Origin of the sequence: Collimonas sp. OK307 (assembly GCF_900113705.1) — a bacterium.
GTDB lineage: Bacteria > Pseudomonadota > Gammaproteobacteria > Burkholderiales > Burkholderiaceae_D > Collimonas.
Genome location: NZ_FOQI01000030.1, coordinates 1 through 23,466 on the forward strand (window position 1 = coordinate 1; position 23,466 = coordinate 23,466).

Annotated in this window: 17 protein-coding genes and 1 pseudogene; 8 read left to right on the plus strand and 10 right to left on the minus strand. The window is 51.8% G+C overall.

Going from position 1 to position 23,466, the window contains the following annotated elements:
* From BM205_RS23345 to BM205_RS23355, 3 genes and pseudogenes are all read left to right on the plus strand, one after another.
* Window positions 1-691: pseudogene (locus BM205_RS23345) on the plus strand (hypothetical protein); the annotation flags it as partial.
* Window positions 692-791: 100 nt separating this feature from the next.
* Window positions 792-6,320, plus strand: coding sequence for an RHS repeat-associated core domain-containing protein (locus BM205_RS23350; RefSeq protein WP_092417247.1), 5,529 nt, complete (start codon window positions 792-794; stop codon window positions 6,318-6,320).
* Between the two features lie 655 nt (window positions 6,321-6,975).
* Window positions 6,976-7,740 (plus strand): hypothetical protein, encoded by a 765-nt coding sequence (locus tag BM205_RS23355; protein ID WP_139227383.1) that lies wholly within the window; start codon window positions 6,976-6,978, stop codon window positions 7,738-7,740.
* 624 nt (window positions 7,741-8,364) lie between these two features.
* Here the strand turns inward: BM205_RS23355 and BM205_RS23365 are convergent.
* From BM205_RS23365 to BM205_RS24170, 3 genes are all read right to left on the minus strand, one after another.
* Window positions 8,365-9,405, minus strand: a complete 1,041-nt coding sequence (locus tag BM205_RS23365) for a toxin-antitoxin system YwqK family antitoxin (protein WP_092417250.1) — start codon at window positions 9,403-9,405, stop codon at window positions 8,365-8,367.
* Window positions 9,406-9,546: 141 nt separating this feature from the next.
* On the minus strand, window positions 9,547-9,897 hold the full coding sequence (locus BM205_RS24470) for a hypothetical protein (RefSeq protein ID WP_092417251.1): 351 nt from the start codon (window positions 9,895-9,897) through the stop codon (window positions 9,547-9,549).
* A 20-nt stretch (window positions 9,898-9,917) separates the two neighbouring features.
* Window positions 9,918-10,268 carry a DUF4190 domain-containing protein gene (locus BM205_RS24170; protein WP_139227385.1) on the minus strand — a complete coding sequence of 117 codons (351 nt, stop codon included), beginning with the start codon at window positions 10,266-10,268 and terminating at the stop codon, window positions 9,918-9,920.
* 302 nt (window positions 10,269-10,570) lie between these two features.
* Here BM205_RS24170 and BM205_RS23375 point away from each other — a divergent pair, with 302 nt between their 5' ends.
* Window positions 10,571-11,005: a hypothetical protein gene (locus BM205_RS23375; protein WP_092417252.1), complete on the plus strand. Its 435-nt coding sequence runs from the start codon at window positions 10,571-10,573 to the stop codon at window positions 11,003-11,005.
* Between the two features lie 38 nt (window positions 11,006-11,043).
* Here BM205_RS23375 and BM205_RS23380 read toward each other — a convergent pair whose 3' ends face one another.
* From BM205_RS23380 to BM205_RS23400, 6 genes are all read right to left on the minus strand, one after another.
* The gene (locus tag BM205_RS23380; RefSeq protein WP_092417253.1) at window positions 11,044-11,961 is read right to left on the minus strand and encodes a recombination directionality factor; all 918 of its coding nucleotides are present in this window, start codon (window positions 11,959-11,961) and stop codon (window positions 11,044-11,046) included.
* Between the two features lie 106 nt (window positions 11,962-12,067).
* Complete coding sequence (locus BM205_RS23385; protein ID WP_092417254.1) at window positions 12,068-13,069, minus strand: YqaJ viral recombinase family nuclease; 1,002 nt, start codon at window positions 13,067-13,069, stop codon at window positions 12,068-12,070.
* A 75-nt stretch (window positions 13,070-13,144) separates the two neighbouring features.
* Window positions 13,145-14,104 (minus strand): DUF932 domain-containing protein, encoded by a 960-nt coding sequence (locus tag BM205_RS23390; RefSeq protein ID WP_092417255.1) that lies wholly within the window; start codon window positions 14,102-14,104, stop codon window positions 13,145-13,147.
* A 143-nt stretch (window positions 14,105-14,247) separates the two neighbouring features.
* Window positions 14,248-14,685: a hypothetical protein gene (locus BM205_RS23395; RefSeq protein WP_217646085.1), complete on the minus strand. Its 438-nt coding sequence runs from the start codon at window positions 14,683-14,685 to the stop codon at window positions 14,248-14,250.
* 15 nt (window positions 14,686-14,700) lie between these two features.
* Complete coding sequence (locus BM205_RS24395) at window positions 14,701-14,841, minus strand: hypothetical protein (RefSeq protein WP_175511369.1); 141 nt, start codon at window positions 14,839-14,841, stop codon at window positions 14,701-14,703.
* Window positions 14,842-14,928: 87 nt separating this feature from the next.
* Window positions 14,929-15,264 (minus strand): hypothetical protein, encoded by a 336-nt coding sequence (locus BM205_RS23400; protein WP_092417256.1) that lies wholly within the window; start codon window positions 15,262-15,264, stop codon window positions 14,929-14,931.
* Window positions 15,265-15,624: 360 nt separating this feature from the next.
* On the opposite strand from BM205_RS23400, the gene BM205_RS23405 reads away from it, so the two are divergent.
* The 4 genes from BM205_RS23405 (at window position 15,625) to BM205_RS23420 (ending at window position 22,860) form a co-directional block, all read left to right on the plus strand.
* The gene (locus BM205_RS23405) at window positions 15,625-17,511 is read left to right on the plus strand and encodes an ATP-dependent nuclease (RefSeq protein ID WP_092417257.1); all 1,887 of its coding nucleotides are present in this window, start codon (window positions 15,625-15,627) and stop codon (window positions 17,509-17,511) included.
* Window positions 17,508-19,340 (plus strand): ATP-dependent helicase, encoded by a 1,833-nt coding sequence (locus BM205_RS23410; protein ID WP_092417258.1) that lies wholly within the window; start codon window positions 17,508-17,510, stop codon window positions 19,338-19,340. Before BM205_RS23405 ends, BM205_RS23410 begins: the two co-directional genes overlap by 4 nt.
* Before the next feature lie 236 nt (window positions 19,341-19,576).
* Complete coding sequence (locus tag BM205_RS23415; RefSeq protein WP_139227387.1) at window positions 19,577-21,529, plus strand: McrB family protein; 1,953 nt, start codon at window positions 19,577-19,579, stop codon at window positions 21,527-21,529.
* On the plus strand, window positions 21,529-22,860 hold the full coding sequence (locus BM205_RS23420; RefSeq protein ID WP_092417260.1) for an McrC family protein: 1,332 nt from the start codon (window positions 21,529-21,531) through the stop codon (window positions 22,858-22,860). Before BM205_RS23415 ends, BM205_RS23420 begins: the two co-directional genes overlap by 1 nt.
* 451 nt (window positions 22,861-23,311) lie before the next feature.
* Here the strand turns inward: BM205_RS23420 and BM205_RS23425 are convergent.
* Window positions 23,312-23,466 (minus strand): ATP-binding protein (locus tag BM205_RS23425; RefSeq protein WP_217646077.1); only part of this gene is annotated, 155 nt, incomplete at its 5' end.

Below are 23,466 nucleotides of genomic sequence, written 5' to 3' on the forward strand. Positions count from 1 at the left end.
GGTCAGAGTGACGCCGCAAGGTAGCATCGGCACTGTCTCGATGGCCTTGAATACGCCCGTTGCGCTGACCGTCGATGGCGCTGCGACGGTCGTGAATCTAACGGCTGGACGCGCCGGATTGTTCAACTTCACCGGCAGCGCCGGTCAAAGCCTGGGGTTGGGTCTAGCGGGCATCAGCGTGACCCCAGCGGGCGGCTACATCTCCGTCACGATAAACAAGCCGGACGGCAGCACTCTGGCTAGCTTCAATGCTTGGGGTCCAGACAATGCTTATGCGTTTCCGTTATTGCCAGTGACCGGAACCTACTCGGTGCTGCTGAGCCCTGGAAACAACGCAGCGACGCTCAATCTGTTAGTCAGTTCGGACGCAACGGGAAGCCTGATCACCAATGGCGCCGCCCTGAACTTCAGTCCGACGCGGGTGGGACAAGCAGCGAGCTACACGTTCGCTGGTACGGTCGGACAAACCATCAATCTGTCCATAGCTGGCGATACCTTCCCAGGGAGCACTTACTTTACTGTGTACAAACCGGATGGTACGCAGCTGAATTACACCTGGATATACAGCAATGGTACAGCTACTTCGGGCTCGCTCACGTTATCTAACTTACCGGTGACGGGCACCTACACGGTCAGAGTGACGCCGCCAGGTAGCCTTGGCGGCGTCTCCACGGCGCTTACGTCGCCATAGCGCGGTGCAAAACAAATCGGAGCCATCGTGCCGAAACAATCGATTACACGTTGGAAAAAATACAGCCAGGTAGAAAACCTCTTGATGCGGGAACAAAATCATGAAACAGGGAATGTTCGCGAGATTGAAATGGGCAGGATTGACCATCTACTGGCTGAGTGTTGCTGCTCTCGCCCAAACACCGACGGCCACTGTAGACCCGACCAGCGTACTGGTGCCACATCCGGCGACATCCCTGGGCCAAAGTGCGACCCAATTACCCGATGGACGTTGGTTGCTATTGGGAGGGCAGAGCGACAGTAGCATCGCCTCATTTGACGCCGCATTGCTTGATGCAAAATCCGGCAAATCAACTCCGCTCTCTACCCGTTTGGTTCAAGCACGCACCGGCCATAGCGCTACGCTACTACCCGATGGCAGCATTCTTGTATTGGGTGGACAGGATGCCAAGGGGCAGATCGTTACCGTCGCTGAGCAATTCGATCCAGCCAGCGCCAGTTTCAAATCGCTGGGCGAGTTGGGACTAATTGCCCGTAGCGGCCATACGGCCACCGTACTGACCGACGGAAGGCTGCTCATCACTGGGGGCAGCGACGCGCACGGGCGTGCCATCTACGATGCGGAACTTTACAATCTGGCGACGCATCAATCTGAACATTTCAACGTCAAGCTTGACACGGCACGGTTCAGCCATCTGGCCGCCTTGCTGCCGAGTTCTGGCGTCTTAATATGGGGTGGTGTCGACAATGCAAAGCAAGCTCTGAGTAACGGTGAATTGTATGACCCGGCAAGCCAGCGTTTTACCAGCGTCAGCAGCCAAGGTGCCGCCGAGCTCGCTCAAATCCTTGTTGGCGCTGGAGTGCCAGGAATTAAGGATAGTCAACCTGTAAACAACGCACAAGCCGCTGCGGTCGATCAAGCCATCGTGATCCGGTTTACTCAACGGATGAGTGTTGCCACGTTCAACGACACCAACGTCACTCTGCTCGGCCCGAACGGTGCCGTTGCCATCAAATCAGTCCCAGTGGAGTATGGTCTATTGTTGTTCATCACGCCGCTGCAGGACTTGTTGCCCGCTAGCCGCTACACGCTGTTCGTCGACGGCGCAACCGATACAGCCGGGCGACGTTTACCTTTTACGGCTATCGGTTTTACCACGGCCCAACTCGGCGGACTGCCAAGTGCGGCCGCCGGCAATGCACTTTCGCCCGTTCAGGTAAATAGCGCAGCGGCCGAGGCACCTTCTGCGGCGCCGCAAAACGCAGTTAAGACTGCGCTGACGGTATCGGAGCAACAGAAAGTCCTTGCCGCCGAAGCCGGCAAGGATGCTGAAGAATGGATTCCAAATGAAAATCACCGGCATGGCAATTGGCGTACCGGCAGGGATCGCAGTCCGTTGCAAGGCTTGCCGCCTTTGTCGGCGCCTGCAGGCGTCACAGCGCTGGCAGGTCAAGTGCTGACGATGCATGGACGTGCGCTTGCCAATGTGACACTCACCATCGGTGGTCAGGCGGTCAAGAGCGATGCCACCGGGCGCTTCCTGATCAGCGGACTTGCTGCCGGCGCGCAGACGCTTAATATTGACGCAACCACCGCGAATCACAACGATGTTCAATATGGGTTCTACCAAGTGTTGACACCCGTTCAGGCGGGCAAGACCAACGTTCTGAATTACACAATCTGGATGACCCGTCTCGACTCGTTAGGAAACGTCACTATTCCGGCACCGACCCTGCAAGAAACTATTCTCACCGCACCCCGCATTCCCGGATTGGAATTGCATATTCCTGCGGGCACCGTGATTCGCGGCCGCGACGGCAAGATTGTTACCCAACTGAATATGACAGCAATTCCGATCGACCGGCCACCGTTTCCGTTGCCTCAAATCGGCGTGCCCGTGTATTTCACCATCCAGCCGGGCGGTTCAGTGATCCAAAGCACAAAAGGTCAAGTAGCGCAGGGTGCGCGCCTGATCTATCCGAATTTCTCCAAGGAGCAACCTGGCACGCGCATGAGCTTCTGGAATTATGACGCGCAAGGAAAGGGCTGGTACGTCTATGGACAGGGTACGGTCAGTAAAGATGGCAAACAGGTGATACCCGATCCTGGCGTTGTAATCTATGAATTTACCGGTGCGATGGTGTCCTTACCCACCAATGCGCCGCCGCTCGGACCATCCAATATTTGCGGCTCGGGTGGGGCATCGCTGGCCGGGGATCCCGTCGATTGTGGCACTGGTCTATTTTTGAACGAAGAGACCGATCTGGTAGTCGAGGATGTGATACCGCTGGTGCTGGGACGTAGTTACCGTCCGCAAGACAATCAATCTCGTGGTTTCGGGATTGGTACCAATTTATCTTATGATTTCTTTATTGTGGGTACCTCAAACGTTACGTCATCTTCCGGTGGAGCTTATACCTACATGGATTTGATTTTGCCGAATGGCACGCATATCCATTATCCGCGCATTTCGGCGGGAACCGGTTATAGCAATGCTGTTTTCCAGAATACTGAAACTCCCGGAAAATACTATGGTTCAATCCTTTCGGGAAGTGGTACGTGGACCCTCACTTTGAAGGACGGAACCGTCTATAATTTTGGTGATTCCGACGGTTCCGCGAATCCGCGTCTTGCAGCTGTGCAGACCATCACCGACCGCTACGGCAACAAACTGACCCTCACGCGCCAGGACAACTACAATCTGACGCAAATCAGTTCGTCCAGTGGACGCTACATACAATTCACTTATGACACCAGTAACCGGATTGTGCAGGCGATTGACAACCTGAACCGCATCGTCAGCTACAGCTATGACGCCGGGGGGCGATTGTCTACAGTCACCGACCCCAACAACAATGTCGAGCATTTTACTTACGACGCCAACAACTACATGCTCAGCGTCATCGACAAACGAGGCAACGCCAAGGTTGTCAATACCTACGATACCAATGGCCGGGTCAGCACCCAAACCTATCCCGATAACAGTACCTCCAGCTTTGCATACACCCTGCTCGACAACGCCGCCACGCAGGGACAACTCGCGGTGTGCGCCGGCCAAGCGACCACGCTCCCAGGGCCGGTCGGCTCCTACCCGATGGCCTGCACGGTCGGACCGGGAGGCATGGTGACGCAGACCGATGTGACCGACGAGCGCGGTAACGTCAAACGCATCGCCTTCGATGGTATGGGTAATCCCATCAGCGTCACCAAGGCGTTTGGTAAGCCGGAAGCACAAACCTTTACCTACCAACGCGATCCCAGCACCAGCCTGGTCACCAGTATGACCGATTCGCTGGGCCGGCAAACGGCCTATACCTACGACAATCTAGGCAATGTACTGACCGTCACCCAACTAGCCGGTACAGCGAATGCCGTCACCACGACCTTCACTTATACCAGCACGTATAACCAGATGGCCAGCATCAAGGATGTCTTGAATCATACGACTAATTTCGGCTACGACCCCAAGGGGAATTTACTGCAGGTCACGGATGCAAATAATAACCCCACCAGTCGCGGCTACAACACCGCCGGCTTGATGACCAGTCTTACTAACGCACTCGGCAAAGTCACCAGTTTTACCTATGATGTAGGCGATCTCGTCCAAATCACGGATGCGCTGAATCGTAGTATCAATTTCAGTACCGATGCGGTCGGCCGCACCATCGCCGTCACGGATCCACTGGGCAATCGCAGTACCGCCAGCTTTGACAATCTCCGCCTCAGTCAAACCGCCGACGCACTCAGCCAGCCCACCGGATTCAGCTATGACGCTAACGGCAACCTGACTGCTGTGACCGATGCTAAAAATAATCAGCATCAGTTCGTCATTGATACGCGCAACGCGGTCAGCAGTAGTGTCGACCCTCTCAACAAAAGCGAAGCTTACCAATATGATGCCGGTCACAACCTGATTCAAAAGACCGACCGAAAAGGGCAGGTCACGCAATACACCTACGACAATCTCAATCGCCTCAGCACTGTCACTTACGCAGACAGCAGCAGCGTCACCTTCAGCTACGATGCCGGCAATCGGATTACCCAGGTCGTTGACAGTCTCAACGGCACCATCAGCAACACCTATGACAATCTCGACCACCTCATCCAAACCAGCACCGTCAAAGGCAGCGTTGCTTATACCTACTATGCCAATGGGCTAAGAAATACGATGACGGTTTCCGGGCAACCCACCGTGACTTACACCTACGATGCCGGCAACCGCTTGACCCGCATCGACCAGGCCGCCGGCGCCGCCAACAACAACGTGGCTCAAAGTGTGGTCTTCAGCTACGATGTCGCCAACCACAGAACCCAGACCCAACTGGCGAACGGGCAGACAATCAATTACAGTTATGACGACGCCAGCCAACTCACCGGCATCACCTACAAAAATTCCGATAACAGCACGGCTGGCAACCTGAGCTATGCATACGACAACGCTGGCCGGCGCATCCGGACCAGCGGCAGCTTCGCCCGTACCAACCTCAGCGCCAACAGCAGTAATACCGGTATCGATGCCGCCAACCGCCTCACCGTCAGCAATGGACAGAGCCTGAGCTACGATCTTAACGGCAATCTCATCAGCGATGGCGTGAATACCTACACCTGGAATGCGCGCAACCAGCTTACGCAAATCAGCGGTGCCGTCACAGCTAGCTTCAGTTATGACGCCCTCGGACGGCGGCAGACCAGGACACTCAACGGCGTTGGCAGTGGCTATGTTTACGATGGCCTTAACCTGATCCAGGAACTCAACGGCACTGGGGTTGATAACAGCAACCCCGCCAACCTCCGCGCCAGCTATCTGACCGGTTTGGGCATTGACGAAGTATTGGCGCAGCAAACCGGCACAGGTACAAGCGCTCAAACGATTAACTATTTCAGCGATGCCCTGGGCTCGACGATCCGGCTCACCGATCAAACCGGTAACAAACTGGTGGATTACACTTATGATCCGTATGGGAATACCACTGCAGATGCAACCATCGCCAACCCGTTCCAGTACACCGGGCGGGAGAATGACGGGACGGGCTTTTATTTCTATCGGGCGCGGTATTATTCGCCGACGTTGCAAAGATTCATTTCTGAAGATCAAATTGGTCTTGCGGGTGGGATCAACCAGTACGGCTATGTAAACGGGAATCCGATTTCCTATCGTGACCCATTTGGATTAGATAAACAATATTCAATAGGGGGATCGGCTACGGCTTTTATACCCATTCCACCACTGTTTGCCCCTTCAATCGGCATCAGCGCAAGTTTAAATGTGGGGATCTCAACAGATGGAACCTTTGCTGGAACGCAAGTATTTTCTCAAGCGCAGGGAAATGTCATGATCGGATTGGGTGCGTTTGGGGGAGCGGGAGGGGCTGTTTCGTATGGAACTACTTCTTGCAGTTTGACTCCAGGTTTCAGTACTAGCGGATCGGGTTACTGGGAGGCAGACGCAGGAATGGGGGATGCAATAGGATACGGGAGGAATTTTGATTATTCATCAAAGGATTCCGGTAATTCCTTCTCACCGCCTAAAGTGTTACCGGGTGTTGGGTATGGGGTTGCTGCTGGGATTGGCGCTTCTGGATCGATAACGTTAGCTACGCCAACTTTTGGTAGCTGGTTTTCTCATTAGAGTTGCTAAATCATAAAAATGAATACTAAGTTTCGATTTGCCTTGTGCGGGTTCTCGATTGTGTGGGTTGTTTGTTTTCTTATAAATCGAGAATTTGATCCTGGCAAAGCAATATTTTCCGCCTCTTTAACTGGCATATTTGTTGTCGCGGCAATTTTGATTTCCCAAACTAATACGCCAAAAGAATTTTTCTTCAAAGTGAATTGGATAAGATTAGCTCTTATTGTGGCAATTCTTGTTCTATCGGATCGCAGCGCAATTTATGAATTGAATCGCGATTTTTGGTCTCTATCGCCCTTGCTAGCCTTGGCATTACTTGCGGAGTCAATCGCAATCAGGTTTAGAAGGCGGCATTAGCAATGTTTAAACTTCTAGGATTCCAATACCGAAGCCACAAGACCGACTTAGCTACTTCGCCAAACTACTTTGGTTCCGATTTCTGAATTAAACACAGAAGAGCGTAAAGTATGAAAAGAGAGGTCAGTGGAACGCAAGCTCAATTCTACTGTTCTTTAGTTTTCACGATTTTCTATGGGGGGCGAAATAGAGGATCATTTGAAACGAAAGACGATGCTACAGCGAAGACGAATGAGTTTAATGCTCAAAGATGACTCACTGATCAATACAGTCGTTAATTTTCAGGAGAATATTCGCAATGCGCTATATATCATGTTTCATGATGTTTTTTTTTCTGAGCGCTTGTAGCCAGGAAGACATTCTCCAGAAATTTTCCTCGCCCGAAGAGCAGGCAACGGCAAAGGCATACATTGATCGTCTACGTGCTCGCGATTTTGGCGCGCTAGAAAATGCTACGGACAAAAGCATCAGAGGTCCAGATATTCATGACGCTCTAATCAAGATGGCCGATTTGATTCCGGCTCGAGAGCCAATGTCGATAAAATTGGTTGGTGCCCAGACTTTTCACATGTCTGGTGCTACCAGGGTGAACACAACGTTTGAGTATGATTTTGGTGGTGCATGGTTATTGATGAACGTTGCAATTCAAGAAAAAAACGGCGAAAAAACGATTGTAGGATTCAACGTCAATCCTGAACCGCAGTCCTTGGAATCACAAAATCAGTTTACTCTTTTCGGCAAAGGCGTAGCTCAATACGTGATACTCGCGACGGCGATTCTTGTCATCTTACTGACGACCTACTCGCTGGTCGCGTGTATTAGGAGCAAACTCCCGGGCAGAAAATGGCCATGGATTTTGTTTATCGTCTTTGGCTTTGGAAAGATTGCCATTAATTGGACCACGGGTCAGTTGAGTATTACCCCCGTTTTTGTCCAGCTATTTAGCGCATCAGCCGCAGCGCAATTCTACGGCCCTTGGATTGTTTCTGTCTCAATCCCTGTTGGGGCCATTTCCTTTCTGCTTTACCGCATGAGGCGCATGGCCGCTGTCGCTGGAGGCTAACTTGGGCGATGCACCACGGCTATTGCCGATGTCTGTTCGGGCAATTTAGGCTATCTTTGATAGCCCTATTATTAAGTTGTCGACCATCTTCAATGGTGAAGTATCCCATCTAAATTGGCCGCCTTGGGCGTTCCATTTCTCGATCTTGGATTGAAAAATTTGCGACCTGACAATTGGATAAAAGAAGTTGCCGAGGATTAGCAGTAGCTTGTGCCATTCGAGATCGATTCCATTTTTGATCTGAGCATTCCCGAATAAGAACTTGAGCGTGTACTGTCGATCTACTGGAGGAATAAGATTTGGGAGAAGATGGGCCATAATTTTTGAATTTCCCACGAGCGATGTGCCGCTAGCCATGCAGCGAATCTTACTAAAGACCAATTTAAGATTGTCCCAATCGGATGTATTGAGATTGTATGGCGTCCTATCTTGAAGTTGCATTGCTATGGGCCACACGTGGCTTAAGGAATCGCTGAATTCATTGAATTCACGCATCTTGGAACATCATCAAAAAAAAATGCTCCCGGCATATCAGGAGCACAGGCAGCCATCGGCCGCCTGTTTGTTAATAATCTACGCTGCAGTTACTCCCTGACGGTCCACGGGAAAGCAGGACTTGATCAATTAATGTGGCGCGGGTGTTTTTCCTTGTTCGCACCAGGTTTTCCACTCGTCTAATTGATCGGCCATGATCAATGCGTCCGCTCCAACCTCTTTGCGATGAGCAGTGGTCCAACTATCTACGCATTTTTCCATATTGGACGTGTCAGGATGGAGTCGGGCGATAGCCTGATTGAGGGTGAGCTCTGACAGCGGTGGAGGTGTAGAAGGTGTAATTTCAACGCCATCCTTGAATGTTTTATCAATAATCAATTTAGTTCCGGTGGCGTCGAACTGTTTCTCAAATCCCGTTGCCTTCCCATCAGCCCAGTTAAGATCGACTAAAAGCACTGACCCGTCATTGCTCCATCCCTTCTGCGAGCCAATTCTTACATCATTTTCCCAATTGACTTTGGCTATTAGTTTGTGCGTGGTGGGATGGTAAGCTTCCGCTATGCCATCTTTTTTTCCGTCTACGAAACTCACTTTGTAGAGGGGATATTTACCGTCCAAGGTGTATTGAATGGCGTCGCCATCTTGCTTCCCTTCTTTCCATTTGCCTTTGTAAATGAGTTCCCCATTATCAGGATTGGATAACAGCATTTTCCCATCCAGACGGCCATCGTCGAAATTGGCTTCGACCATTAGCTTGCCGCTCGTGAAGCTGAAAACTTTGAAACGATCTTGTAGAACGCCGTTATCAAAGGAGAACTCACTGATCACTTGGTCACTCTTATAAGGACGGCAAATTCCTTTGCCGTGTAAGGTGCCGTTTGTCACCGTCACGTCACACGCATCTCCTAAGTATTTGAAATTCAACTCGACTAATGAACCTAATATTTGTCCGATGGGTAGAGTGCCTTCAATTAAGTTCGGTATTTTGAAGGAACCTATATTTGTCACGCGTCCCGAAAAGGGGGAGTTGGCGCCATTGGAAAAAATCTTTCCATTCACGATTTCCGCATTGCGGAAATCCAATACCTTCTCGCCGCAGCCGGCAAGCAGCAATGCCGCGCCAACCATACCTGCCCACAGCGTTTGTCGTAAAATTTTTGAAATATTCATTCCTATCCTTTCTTTTGGATGGTCCTTTCCTTCGCCGGCCACGAAGTGGAACTATTCCCAAATCCGTGGTCAGCATGTAGGCGAGCACTGTATTTAATGGCTGTGTCAACTATTGCATCATTGATGAACCGCAGCTTGGTTTTAGTCCCTCATGGCCCGGATGAACACTATGATGATAAAAATTCCCAATACAATAAATTTCTCATTCTTGGAAATCGTCTTCAGTTCGCCGTTTTTTTCAAAATAGATGTCGCCGGTAAAGGCAATTAGGAAATATGCCGGTACGAAGAGAAAGATGCACAGACCCGCAAACCAGCGCTTTCGGTACCACGGTACCTGAGCATAATTTTGGATGGGCGGTGTGAGTGCTGCAGCTGGAGTGGCCGCCGCAGACTTTGTCAGCACGACCTGTGGCGCTCCACATTTGGGGCAGGACGTTGCAGTTTCATGAATTTGGTGAGCACAGCCGCGGCAGAATACGAGTGACGTCATATTTATCTTTCTTGGGGTTGTTAAGAGGTGCTGCCGAGACAAATCAGCAGTGCGATGGATGCCAGGACAATGGCGACGATCGCCATGGTTTTTCCAGGTCTGTGCTGTTGCAGGTTGATAATGCCAAGTACGATGCTGCCAGCACAAAACATCAACCCGCCGACCAGCTGATCTGTGTCAGCTTTGTCGATTCCCATGAACGCTAGCAACACGAAACAGGCGATGATGAGAGAGGTAATGGCCGTCCAATCAGGAGATGCCGTTTTCTGCTGAAGCGTATTGTTTGTTACTTGTGGTGCGCCACAATGCGGACAGAGTGGGGCGCTTTCGTGAATTTCTTTTCCGCAACCTCGGCAAAATATCATGGTCATGTGGTGCACTCCGGCAATGTGTTATCGACGATATCAAGCAGGGCAGCTGCTTGATCCTGAATTGATACAAGTGAATGGGGGTGAGGCGCGTGTGTAGCTGGGCGAGATTTCTTTCAATGTGATACTCCAAGGCAGTGAAAATCGATTGTCATGTAGCTGTCTAAACGACAATTATTGTCGTTGGAGGATGGGCAAAGGGTATTGATACTGATCAACAAAAGTAATTTTACAGTAACTAATAGTTGCTTAAATAACTTTTTAGTTCTACAAAGTTACTGTGCAAATCGGTAGCGTTCCGTTGCATGGAAGCCAAAAATGAAAAAATCAGACAGCAGTTCAGCGACCGGCTGAAACGCGAGTTCGCCCGCGCCGGATTGCCTGTTTCCAGCCCCACGCAAATTGCCAACGAGTTCAATCGGCGATATCCCTTGAACAAAGTGGCAGCGCAAACGATGCGGAAATGGTTATTTGCGGAAGCCATCCCCACTCAGGCGAGGTTGTTGGCGTTAGCTGATTGGCTGGAGGTATCTCCCCAATGGCTACGATTTGGAATGGGACTGCGAAAGGCGGAAAAATCCAATGAAACCGCAGCCCAGTCGGAATTGATCGTCCTCGGCAAGGAGCAGACTGCGCTGGTTCCCGTCATTGAACTGTTGAGTCTCCTTTCCTCGTCCAATGTGCGTTTGGTCGAAAATATCGTCCGTTGTGTACTTGCTGAGCAGGGCACTAAAGCCTAATTGCGGTAATCCGTGAGCCATCGGTTACCTGAGAATCGTTATGCTGCCTTGTCGCCAAGATCTGTCGCCTTTCTATCGAGTTTGTCCTTGAGACTTGGCTTGGCTTTGACTACAGCAGTTTCCGTGACGTTGTTGTCGCCGTTACTGCCATCGGCTCCAGGAAAGAACTCTTCCACGATTTCGGGAATTTCTTCCTCGCTGTCCTCGAATGCTCCGTTGCTAAATCCCTGAATCCCTGCGGCATCTAACGCCACTTGGTCGTACCCAGCGGCCAAGCGTGTGTTGTGCAGTTCCCTTGCATTAGCTATGGCTTCTTTTAGCGTCTGCTCGTCTCGGACGGTAATATCGGCGTAGTAAATCGGTGTGCGGTGGCTCATGAAGGTGGTTTTTGCCCGCAATCGTAAAGCCAGAGGCAAGCACGCCAGCAAGTTACCGGACACCGCTTGGTAATAATGGAGGCGTGCAGTCAGGGTACGGATACTGTTAAAGCCGGTGGTCCTGAAGATGAAGGTGCTCAGATCATCTTCCTCTTCACCGATACGCACGTTCAAGCGACCGTAAGGCTTGCAACCGCTCTTGGCCAGTTCACAACTGTCCGGTGAAGGGCAGGGTAGTGTCACCATGCCCGATGCCGTGTAGCGCCGGCACGTCTCGCCATTGCCAGTGCAGAGTGGCCTGCCGTTCTGACGATCGAATAAACAGTATTCGGCGCGCAGGTTGAGGTCCGGTTCGTTGAACAACAACCGGATCGGGATGGAACGGATTTTGTGATTGTCCTGCGTCTTGCGCAAGTCATCGTCGTAGGGATGGGGAATCCAGCCTTCCTTGTTTTGCACCTGGGTCGTGATCGTGAATTGATCATCCTTTTCTGGCATTCGCTTGCCATTCTTTTCTACTATCTTGCCGATGGAAATGCGCCCAAGTGTCGGCGGCGTGATTGCAAGTCCTTTAATCATTGATTTATTCCTTAAATAGCACAGCCCACCCCGGTTTCCGCTAGGGCAGGCAGCACAAACAGCCCCAGCGGAAGGGGCGACTGACTTCGGTTGAACTACGAGGGAATTACGTGTTGATGAGGAACCGGCGACTGCCGGGTTTGACGATTGGATAGCGTTGGACGAGATCGGGTTGGTCTTTGAGGAGCGCCTCCATGTCGATCCCGAGGCCGTCTTTGCTGCGCTTCCAGCTCACGTCGCCGGTTTCAAACAGGGCAATGCTGGCATCCCCCATGCGCTGCTGGATACGTTGCTTTAGTTCTTCCGCCACTTTTGCGCTGTTGGCGATCTCATCCCGTATGGAGAGCAGGTCGGCAAATGCAGCAGACATGGCACTATCGTGGGTGAGATCAAGAGTGTTGCCAGAATCGTGGGGATACAGGCAGCGCAATGCGACATCGGCGGAGTCGCTGCCATCTGCTGGCGGTGGGGTGTCGGTTTCGACGTAACGCCAGAATTGATATTCCAGCTCGATCAGTCTGGCGATCAATGCATCGTCCCGTTCAATCCGATAGATTCGAATTTCCTGACCACAAACCAGGACACAGACATCGGCCGCGGCCTTGCTCGTCACAGCCAATTGATGCTGTACCTGCAGCTGGACGTATTCCGGCACGCCGTCTCGCCACAGACGAGCACCGAACTCGCCAGCCGTTTTACACTCCAGAATCTGCACGTCAGCCACGCCCATCACCTCGCGGTCGATGTTCGCCAGCATCCAGGGAATATCGGGATGTTGAAGAACAGCGTTGATTTTGCGGACGCGATGGCCGGTGCGTCGGGTATAGTGGGCTGCGACGATAGGTTCCAGCAACGTCCCCCAATACATCGGACTGGTTTCATCGTTGGGATCGATCTTCGGCAAATTGCCGTCCCGGCCGGTCTTGACCATCCACAACTCCAGCTGGGACTGATACGGATTCAAGCCCACAGCGGCACCGGCATCGCTGCTGCCGATACCGCCTTTTCGCACAGTCAGCCAGTCATCTCGGCTTAGGTCGTTCGTTTTAACCAGTTTCAAGGCAGGGCGACCAGCCCGTACTGCATCTATTCTTTCTGCGATACCCATATAGATCCTTCAATGAAAAAGGCCCGGTGAGCTGTAAAAGCTCGACCGGGCGGTTATGACGTTTGTGGGAATGATCTAGGCGGCCATTAGCAATGCCTGATCCAGCGCCTTTTGCTTCAGTGTTGCACCTTGACCGAACCATGCTGCTTCTAGGCGATGCTCCGTGCTTCTTGCCCGGCGCTCGTGATCCACATACTCGGTGACAGCATTGAGCAGACCGAAGGCTGTTCCTTTGGAGGAGGTGAGTTCTGATCCTTTGCCCTGGCCGTCATACAGCCCCAGGACTTTCTTTATGGCCCGTTCATTGCTGAGGCCGGTGGCTGTGGTGGCCGGATCGGTGAAGACGCGTAGGAAGTAGTTCATGGCTTCATGGGACTTCACTTTGCGTTCGGAGAGGGTTTTCATGCGATACAGGAAGGCGTCCCACGCCGAGACCGATATGCCCAACTGCTTCTTGACGGCTTGCGGATCGAAACTGGTGCTGTGTGGCACCTTGACGGCACCGTTGCCATTGGCAAGGGCGACAGCTAGAGTGTTATTGCACACGACCCGGATGCTGGTGAATTGCGCGGTTGTCGCCAACGTTCCGTCGCAAGCCGTTGCCAGCAGCAGGTAGCCATTGATGGTGTCATTGCCTTTGAGAGTGGCCGATTGGCCGGTTTTAGCGAGTGCCCAAATCTTCCTGCCGAATTTGAGTACACCAGCCGTTTCCAGTTCGAAGCCGGATATTTCTGTCAGATCTCGGTAAAACTCCAGAATCTCGCGGGGTTGCACGACCTGATAGCGATTGGAGACGACCGACAACGGCGCTTTAGTATCAGAGCGATAAAGCACCTTTTGATCAGGGAACGACATGATGGCGCCAAGGGCACCAGCAGATTCCGACATATAGCGGACAGGTGTTTCCAGAATATTGAAGGCCATGCCGGCTTGTTCGGCCCAGACTTCAATCGGTTGTTTGGCAGTGAGACGATTGCCCAAGCCATGCCACGGAGTAGCGTTGACATAGGCCATTTGTTCGACGAGGTGTGCCATAGGATATTTCCTTTCGTAGGGTATGCACGTGACGATGCCGCTGTGTGAAACAGCAAGGCAGGTGAATGTGTGGAATGTGTTAAGTGGAGGGCTACAAGACGGGCGGGATGACTGATTGCGGAAATGCGGTTAGAACAATCGATTTAATTGAAATCGGATTCGTGGTCGTGATGTCGATCCTGACCGGCGCTGTTCAGATGATCACGTTGATATGTTGGACCGTTGCCTGTGTCGTCGCTCGCATTCAGAGAGCTGCTTTTCTTGCTGAAGGTGTGCGAGCATGCCAGGCAGTGGTAGTTATTCAGCACATTGTCATCGACCACCTCGCCAAGCTTTACGCCAGCAGCACAACCGGCGGCGCCACCAAAAAGCCCGCCGATGATGGCGCCAGCAATGCCGCCAACTGCCACGCCGGCGGGACCAGCCATGAGCCCGGCAGTTGCGCCAATTTCAGCGCCGCTAATGCAGCCAGCCGCACCGGCTACAGCGCCGGCCACCGTGCCAATGGCGCCGCATGTTCTTTTAGCGTAGTCGTGGGTGTTGATGCGGTCGGATTGACATTTAGGACAGGTGAGTGTCATTCGGTAATGCTCCTTTTAATTCGATAGAGCGACAGGCTCCGCATCTTTCTTGATTTTTTCGACGTACTTGCCGACGCCAGCGGTGAACAGAACGCCGACCAAAAAAACGATGGCAAATGCGGCGAGGCTTTCCAGCGGAGAGTTGTTGGGTACCATGGCGATTCCTTGTGGTGATTGTGGTTTGAATAGGGGAGGGCGGATGTAGGGTGTGATCAGATAGTGCTATGGATGCGCTACTTGATTTCACGGCCTCGCAAGCGGCTTGCGTAAACTCCACACCCTGGCGAACGTGACCGCAAACAAGATAACGAGCGATGTCATCGCGAGATCTAAATCGACTTCGACATCGTTGCCGATGGCGATCACGACATAAGCTGCCAGTGCGATGGAAAAGTAGATGCAGCTGCGGTTATAGTTTCGAGAATACTTGTTGGAGGTTATTTTGGCGAGCTCAGGCCAAGTTTTAAACGCTTCGTTTAGATTGGGCGCTGTTTTAGCTTTGAAGATGGGATAAAACACAATGGCGATTAGCGTTGCGCCGACGATATTGCAGAGTATGAAAAAGATATGCTGATTCATTGGATTCCCTGAGTTTGAATAGAGATTTATATCGACAATTGAGAATGCTTGTTTCCATTCTCAATTGTGGGATATGTGGTTGAAATTCCTTTGAATCGGTGGGGTGACAGCAGAAAAAGAGCAAGGGGAAAGTCCCTGCTCTGGGACCATCAGTTATAAAGCCCGGTTGGCAAGATCTCAAACCCGATGTCAAACTATTATTTTCCCGGAGAGTAATTTATAGTTCATGATTCGTGCATAAGGTAAAGCACAAGCGATGTTTAAGAATGTCGGGCTAATTGCTACGAATTTAGGTAAATCCGGATTTTGATCGTTTCCCCTGTCTTGTTGAAGGCCTAGGGATGCAGAAGAGAGGTATAAATGTCGATTTATGCAGCGGATAGTGGTATTGCTGTCACTGACGTGCGTGTTAGTAATTTCCGCTCGCTCGCCAATATTGAAGTGACACTGGGAGATCTTACTGTTTTGATAGGCGCGAACAATGCCGGTAAGACTAGTTTTTTAGATGCCATGTACGCCGCGATTGGAGCGGGCAGAAAGACTCTTACCTCAGACGACATTCGGCTTGCTCATGGGGAGGCCCTGGCACCTAAAGATCGTGTCGTGACGGTGGATGTTCGGATCTATCCAATCGATGCGGATGGCAAGAAAGCGGCCTCGTTTCCTGTGGGGAGCTTCTGGACCACGCTTTGGGGAACATCTTTTGTCTTGGACATGGACCCGGATTCTGATTTGGGGGAGTTCATCGCATTTCGGACCACGCTGACTTGGAGCATCACTAAAGCGGACTATGTGATAGATCGCAAGCCGTTGACGGAGTGGCGGGAATTCGCCGACTGGCTGACCACGCCTGTGTCGGAGAAAGCGGTGACGGCCGCGCAGCTCGAGCCTATCGCACTGCATTATATCGATGCCAAGCGTGACCTGGATGATGATTTACGCCGGCAAGGGTCGTTCTGGCGACGCATGACGGATGATTTGGGTCTTCCTGCCACAGACATTGAAGAACTCGAAAACACGCTTTCAGCCATCAATCAGCAGATTGTCGATAAGAGCGAGATCCTTAAGCATTTGAAGGTCAGTCTATCGGATTTGCAGGGCGTTGTATCAGCCGATAGTGCGGGCATCGACATCGCACCGGTGGCCCGCAAGCTTCGCGATTTATCAAAGGGCGTGGATGTATCTTTCTCCACAGCTGGAGCGCAATCTTTCCCATTAGCTCGGCATGGCATGGGCACTCGCAGCTTGGCCTCGTTGCTGGTGTTCCGCGCGTTCGCTTCATGGCGTAACTTGAAAGCCCAGGATGGCGGAGACAAGATCCATTCAGTGCTGGCACTTGAAGAGCCAGAGGCGCATTTGCATCCTCAAGCGCAGCGCTCGCTATTCGCCCACATTAAGGCCATCACCGGCCAACGCGTCGTCAGCACGCACTCGCCGTATTTTGCGGGACAAGCCCAATTGGCGGATCTTCGGCTGTTCATAAAGCGTGGAGGGGAGACCACCGCGACCAAGCTTAATTTGACGGCACTAACGAACCTGGATGATCTGCGCAAACTGCAGGAGACGGTGATCGAGTCGCGTGGCGACCTGTTGTTCTCCCGTGCAGTAATTTTTTTCGAAGGGCAGACGGAGGAGCAGGCATTGCCGATTTGGGCACAAGAATATTGGGGGGCTAGCATCCATGAACTAGGATTCAGTTTTGTTCGCGTAAATGGCACTGCTTACTTTCCGTTTGTGTGGCTTGCCAAGAGCATGCAAATTCCCTGGTTCATCCTGGCGGACGGGGAACCTCAGCCACTATTAAAGCTTGAGGAAGCTTTAAAAAAGGCCAAATGCGAGGTGTCGGCAAAGTGCGGCAACGTCGTTGTTCTTCCGGGTGGACAGAATTTTGAAAGTCATCTTGTCGCACACGGATATCTTGGGGAAATTGAGCTAGCACTCAATGAATTTCATAACGTCGAAAACGCTTTAGATAAGCATATTGAGAAAGACCATGGGAAAACATATGGTCCCGGCAAGGGAGTTCGAGATTACAAAAGTGCTGGAGGCAGGGAAAGGGCTGCGAAGGACGCTATGAGTTCGGCGAAAACGAAACTGGCCAAACCGCTTGCCCGAGTCATTTCTGGTCTTGAGGACGAAGAGCGTCGTTTCCCGCCGGGGATTTTGAAGCTATTTGATATCATTGCGAACGACCAGGGACTTCCCAAGCGGGTAAGCAATAAGAAGAAAGAAGATGAGGACTTATGAGCACGCCAGTGAAAACCAGACTTTCAGCTCAGCAAATGCAGGTTGTCAACTATGTTGATGGGCCTCTGCTGGTGGTGGCTGGCCCGGGCTCAGGCAAGACGCGCGTGTTGACTGAGCGCGTGCGGACCCTCTTGACCGAGGTTTCAGGCCATTTTCGAGTGCTGGCATTGACCTTCACCAATAAAGCGGCCGACGAGATGCGGGAACGGCTGAACGACCTCAGCGAGGTCCGACAGCGAGCCTTTGTGGGGACGCTTCATGGGTTTTGCCTCGATATGCTGTCGGAACGGGGTAAATTCGTTGGGGTTGAAGGCACACCCAACATCTTCGAGCAATTCAAGGACCGCAAGGAGATTTTGCTCAAAGCTATCGCGGACGACCCTTTGTTGGAAAGCGAGATCAACAGCATTCCAGACTCCAAGGAGCGCGGGCTACGCGTGGATGGCTGGTTGCAGATGATCGCTCGGATCAAGGCCCATCCCATTTCGTGCGCGGTGTTGGACGATGAAATGGAACAGCGCGTTTTGGATGCCTACGACGCTGGCATGAGGGCTTGTAACGCCTACGACTTTGACGATCTGCTGTTGCTTACCTATCAGCTGCTCACCAACAATCCCAAGCTCGCCGATTTCTATCGGCGCCTATATCGATTCATTTGCATTGACGAGGCCCAAGATCTCAATGAGGCCCAATATGCGGTGATCTGCGCGTTGTGCGGAGAAACGTTCAAGAACGTGATGCTTGTGGGAGACCCCAAACAGTCCATCTATGGATTCAATACGTCGAGTCCCAAGTATATGGCGAGTTTCTCCGAAGATTTTGGTGCCGAGACAATTGAGCTGACTGAGAATTTTCGATCATCGCGCGCGGTGGTGGACAAGGCTCGTTCCCTTGATCCTAACTATTCAGTCGCGGGGCAGGTTCCTATCGCTGGCGAGTGCAAGGTTATGGTCGGCAACGATTCTGAGGGCGAGGCCAAGCTTATCGCCGACACCATGCAAACTCTCTTCGCGCAAGGGCACGCCGACGTGGAGGGCCCGATCACCCCCTCAAATTGCGCAGTGCTGGGGCGCACGCGGTTCGCTTTGCTCGCGGTGGAGAAGGAGCTTCGAGTTCGCTCGATCCCTTTCTATCGGCGACTGACAGCAAATCACGAGAATGAGTCGGATGCGGTCGAGGATTTCCAACTCGCGTTACGATTGATCGGGAACCCGAGAGATAGATTGCATTTCTCTGCCTTAGCCAAACGCTGGGCTGTTTCCGCGCCTGCATCCGTCTCGGAAGCCATCCCCGTCATTGAGAGCATGGCGATTCTGTCACCGAACCCTTGCGCGGAGGTGGTTGTGGCGGCTGTAAAGGGGATTGTGAACAACTCCATCAAATTGGATCTGATGCCTGCCTTCGAGGTGTTGAGGGATTATGCAGACACTTTGGGTGAAGAGGCGCGCTTGGCGATCTACGAGGATGTGGAGGTGTTCACACTGGAATGGGACCAATATCTTCGGGCGGGAAGTCCAGGACGATCAATCACTAGCTTCATGAGTAGTAAGGCCTTGGGCTCAACGCAGAAGGCGACTCGCGAGGGCGTCGGACTTTTGACTGTCCATGCGGCGAAGGGATTGGAATTCGACGTGGTTTTTGTTGCAGGAATGGCGGAAGGAGTATTTCCAGACTTCCGGGCGCGGCCCGGTCCAACAATGGATGAGGAGAAACGCAGCGCTTTTGTGGCTGTTACACGATCTCGGCGTCTGCTCTACCTTACTTATCCGCGTATGCGTCTCATGCCATGGGGGGACTGGCGTCAGCAATCCCCATCCCGTTTTCTTTAAGATGGGGCGCGGACTACAGAAATATAGGGGGCTAAGAACCCTTCGTGTTGCATAGTTGCAAACCCAGCCGTCAAAATTCTTTCGTCCTCGAGATCGTGCGGCAGAGCTCGTCAATCGATGAGAGTGGTGAGCTCAAATCGGATTGGTTGTCGTATATGAGTTATTTTGTCAAAAGCCACTTTCTAGTGGCTTTTGAGTTTTCGGAAATATGAAATTCTCTCGGTAAAACGAGATCTTTGAGTGAGAATATGAGTCGATATAATCCAAAACAGAATTCCGGTGCAGTTTTTAACGCTGCGGAAGAATTTAAAAATCGTGCACTGATAGATTGTGACTCTATATTTGGATTTCAGAAAATATGGGTGCCTGAAAATTTTACTCACTTAATTAAACACTACGTTAATAACCCTTTAGAGGGTGAGCAGGGAAATCTGGTGGCTAAGTTGAGGCAGCAGCTGAGGCCGTGTCCACCGGGAAGCATAGCCCTTTTCGCAGAAATATATTGGATTTTGCTTTTGGGCCCCACAAATCTACGGGCGGAGAGGAAGCGAGAGCGCATTCGGCACGTATGGGCGATGGCATCACCTCCGATAAGCTCTTTTCCCCCTAATTTTTCGAATTCAGTTTTCCTCAATGACCAAGCGCTGTCCGGGCTGGGTAGTGCTGGACCAGGCTTCAACCTGTATCAGTGGAAGGAGCTTCAATTTGCGGTCATTGCTTTTCAGGATTTGATGTCCCAGACTCCCGACACTAGGAAACAGCTGTTGGATGATCCATGGGCTTTTGCTCGATGGTTAGACCATTTTCAAGAAGCAGATGGACGCCAGTTTTATCACTGTCTTTGCCATGTTCTGTTTCCCGATGAGTTCGAGAGGATCTTTTCAGAGAAGGACAAGGCCCGGGCAGCTAGATCTCCCGTGTTGGGGATTTCTCCGTCGAGCGTCACTGATCGCCCATCGCGAGACCAGGCGCTCTTTGCTGCACGTCAAGTTCTGGAGCAAGAGAAAGGTAGCCTTGAAATCGATTTTTACGAAGATCCACCCATCTTACTTCGTACGAAGACACCCAAAACTGCCAAAATTGACGAGTTTTTTATGCCGGTGATCGACCCTGAAACAATACTGCAGCAGATGGTGTTGGAGGGCGATGATGAAACCGATGGTGCAGCCGAAATTGAGTGGGAACCACTCAATCAAATTTATTTCGGACCTCCGGGCACAGGAAAAACTCATGCAATGGAAAAACTACGAGTGGAGCGCTACAGTGAGGGCGAGCATATTGAGTTTGTATCCTTCCATCCAAGTTACTCCTATGAAGATTTTGTGGAGGGGTTCCGGCCGGAGCCAGGAAAAGGAGGCCAGCTCGGGGACCGGCCGGTCAAAGGCCCATTCCGCCTCATATGCGAGCGAGCACATGCATATCCGGAAGATCGTCACACGCTCTTCATTGACGAAATTAACCGCGCCAACGTAGCGAAGGTTTTCGGTGAGTTAATCACAGTTCTTGAGACGAGTAAGCGCTGCGCGCCGGGAGCCAAGGTCGAGGGACTACCCGCGTCGGTCCGTCTTCAATATAGCGGTGACAAGCTGGCGGTTCCGCGAAATCTTGACATTATCGCGTCAATGAACACCGCGGATCGCTCTGTGACGGCTATTGATCACGCTCTGCGCCGTCGATTTGAATTCATCGAGTGTCCCGCTGATCCCGAATTAATAGAGCCGAGCAAAGTTGGGACCGTAGATTTATCCAAGCTACTTGCCGCTATCAATGACCGCATCGAATTTATGCTTGATCGAGATCATGCGATCGGACACGCCATTCTGATGGGTATTCACTCTGTCGAAAAGCTCAAGTCCGTTTTTTCGACCCAGGTTATTCCTCTTCTAATGGAATATTTTTTTGAGGATTCCCTGCGGGCAAAAATTGCGTTGACCGGCAAAGCGAGAGTTTCGGTGTTTTTCGAGGAGCGACGCTTAAAGCCCGCATCGCTTTTTGAGAATTGCGACGAGTTCATTGGCCATGAAGAGCGTGTGTCCATTAGCCCGAGTAAGAATCTTGATGTCTGGACAGAGTTCGATTTCCAACAGCTCTACGACCGTCGTGCCACGATATCTGTGGACGTAGTCGCGGCAGAATCGGATGATAGCGAAGGCGGGGCTCCGCAAGCTGAAACCTCGCCAGGTATTTGATGCGGGCGATTTCAGTTTTCGAGCGAGAAACGATCGCTGTAGTCCGCGCTGGCGACGCGAGACTTAATGCACCGCCAGAGCCTGGTGCTAGAGCGTGCATTGACGAGTTTTCTGCTGCGGCGTTGGAACGCTTGAACGCGACAAGGCCCAAATTTTGCCGGTGGGTCGTCGGCGGCATTCAGCTATTCCAAATGTGCGGTATTGTGCGTTTGCCCAACGGCTTGGTTCTTGAGATTTTACCCAAGGTTTGGTCTGCGGATTCATCTTTGTCGGCGGATCGCTCTGGCGAGGAGAAGCGCGCAAGGCTTGCATTGTTGCGAATGCTCTCTAAAAATCAGGATCTAAAATTTTCAGTTCTTAGCAATGCGTCCCAAGATCTCGCCAAGCTTTCTCTGATAGATGTTTTTGTTCGTGCTTTCGTGATGGAAGTGTTGTGGGTAGCCCATGGAGGGTTGAAGTCTAGCTATATCGAAACGGTGTCGGATTCGCCTGTATTGCGGGGGCGAATGCTGTTTGTTGAAACTCAGATCGGGGGAGCCTCGCGAAATGGCTTGGTTCGCTGCGTCCACGATGATTTTTCCTCTGATAATCCTTATAATCAGATTCTGCTTGCGGCCCTTTTAGCTTGCCGGCAGTTCGTTCTGTCGGCCGCTACTCAACGCTTTTGGTTCGAAGCTCGGTCCATGCTGTCCGCAATCTCAATTAGGCCGATGAATGCACAATCCATCAAGAAGCTCGCTCGCAATCGTTCCACCAAGCGGTATGACGAGGCTTTGGTATGGGCTAAGATAATCTTAGAGCTGCAGAGCCCGACGCTCTCACATGGAGAGAACCAGGCTCCCTCGCTGCTCTTCGACATGGAAAAGCTTTTCGAGCGCTGGGTCGAGGCTCACGCTAACACAACTCTGAAGCCACAATGGATTGCTCGCCGGCATGGCACAGTCCGGCACTTGGCGACCATTCCGACGCGGCTTCCTGCTGACGAGAGTGACGCTGAAAAATTTGTGAAAGTGTTCAAGCTAACGCCTGATGTCTTGGTGTGGCGAGCCGATGAGGCGAAACCCGGTCAAGCGGATTCTGACCCCGAAGCGATTATTGATGCGAAATGGAAAGCGATAGACCCTGCGGTGAAGGACTGGGGAGTCAGGGAGGGGGATATCTATCAGATGTTGGCATATGCCACACGGTTTCGCTGCCTCCAGGCCACGCTTGCTTACCCAATTTTCAAAGGGCACCAAGCCGTGCTCGCGCAGCCACCAGTTTTCCATATCGACATTGGCTCCGGCCAAGTCGTCAAAGTATTGGTGGGATTGATACCCATTGACGATTAAGCGAATCGAAGCCGGCTATTTTTGTCAATAGTAATGCGTTTGTCCGCACCGCTTTGCACACTCAAACAAGTTGTGCAATGATGATGTCATATCACCCGACGACATTGCGCCGGGAAGAGCGTGCGCACTTACGCGGTTTCGTGATAGGAGCACTTCAACACAATTGATGTGATGCTTAACGATATGTGTCAGCACATGGCGCAATCAACGATATAGGAAAAGGGGCATAGACAAAAATCCGTATCCTTGGATTTTGTTGATTTGGCTGGTGTCAATGCCGGAGTGAAGATGTACCAAATGGCACGTTAAAAGTGTACCAATCCGGGTTAATAAATAGAGCCGTTCAGGCCCTGGATTTTTCTCTTTTCAATCCACATTTCTATGCAAGGTAGAATTGGGGTGACGGGCGTAGCGCAGCGTAGCCCGTTTCCTCAAGACGTTGTTTTTGCTGTTACGGGTTGGCCCCTCCTTTTTCAGCATTGACGTTTGGTTTGGCATTGCGCTGCTGCCGTTTCTTGCTGGTGGCCAATCGATACGATTCGCCGTTCATCTCCAGGATGTGGACGTGATGGGTGAGCCGGTCGAGCAACGCTCCGGTCAACCGCT

Coding starts and splice junctions, on each gene's coding strand:
- BM205_RS23350 (WP_092417247.1), top strand. CDS start 792: ATGAAACAGGGAATGTTCGCGAGATTGAAATGGGCAGGATTGACCATC.
- BM205_RS23355 (WP_139227383.1), top strand. CDS start 6,976: ATGCGCTATATATCATGTTTCATGATGTTTTTTTTTCTGAGCGCTTGT.
- BM205_RS23365 (WP_092417250.1), bottom strand. CDS start 9,405: ATGAATATTTCAAAAATTTTACGACAAACGCTGTGGGCAGGTATGGTT.
- BM205_RS24470 (WP_092417251.1), bottom strand. CDS start 9,897: ATGACGTCACTCGTATTCTGCCGCGGCTGTGCTCACCAAATTCATGAA.
- BM205_RS24170 (WP_139227385.1), bottom strand. CDS start 10,268: ATGACCATGATATTTTGCCGAGGTTGCGGAAAAGAAATTCACGAAAGC.
- BM205_RS23375 (WP_092417252.1), top strand. CDS start 10,571: ATGGAAGCCAAAAATGAAAAAATCAGACAGCAGTTCAGCGACCGGCTG.
- BM205_RS23380 (WP_092417253.1), bottom strand. CDS start 11,961: ATGATTAAAGGACTTGCAATCACGCCGCCGACACTTGGGCGCATTTCC.
- BM205_RS23385 (WP_092417254.1), bottom strand. CDS start 13,069: ATGGGTATCGCAGAAAGAATAGATGCAGTACGGGCTGGTCGCCCTGCC.
- BM205_RS23390 (WP_092417255.1), bottom strand. CDS start 14,104: ATGGCACACCTCGTCGAACAAATGGCCTATGTCAACGCTACTCCGTGG.
- BM205_RS23395 (WP_217646085.1), bottom strand. CDS start 14,685: ATGACACTCACCTGTCCTAAATGTCAATCCGACCGCATCAACACCCAC.
- BM205_RS24395 (WP_175511369.1), bottom strand. CDS start 14,841: ATGGTACCCAACAACTCTCCGCTGGAAAGCCTCGCCGCATTTGCCATC.
- BM205_RS23400 (WP_092417256.1), bottom strand. CDS start 15,264: ATGAATCAGCATATCTTTTTCATACTCTGCAATATCGTCGGCGCAACG.
- BM205_RS23405 (WP_092417257.1), top strand. CDS start 15,625: ATGTCGATTTATGCAGCGGATAGTGGTATTGCTGTCACTGACGTGCGT.
- BM205_RS23410 (WP_092417258.1), top strand. CDS start 17,508: ATGAGCACGCCAGTGAAAACCAGACTTTCAGCTCAGCAAATGCAGGTT.
- BM205_RS23420 (WP_092417260.1), top strand. CDS start 21,529: ATGCGGGCGATTTCAGTTTTCGAGCGAGAAACGATCGCTGTAGTCCGC.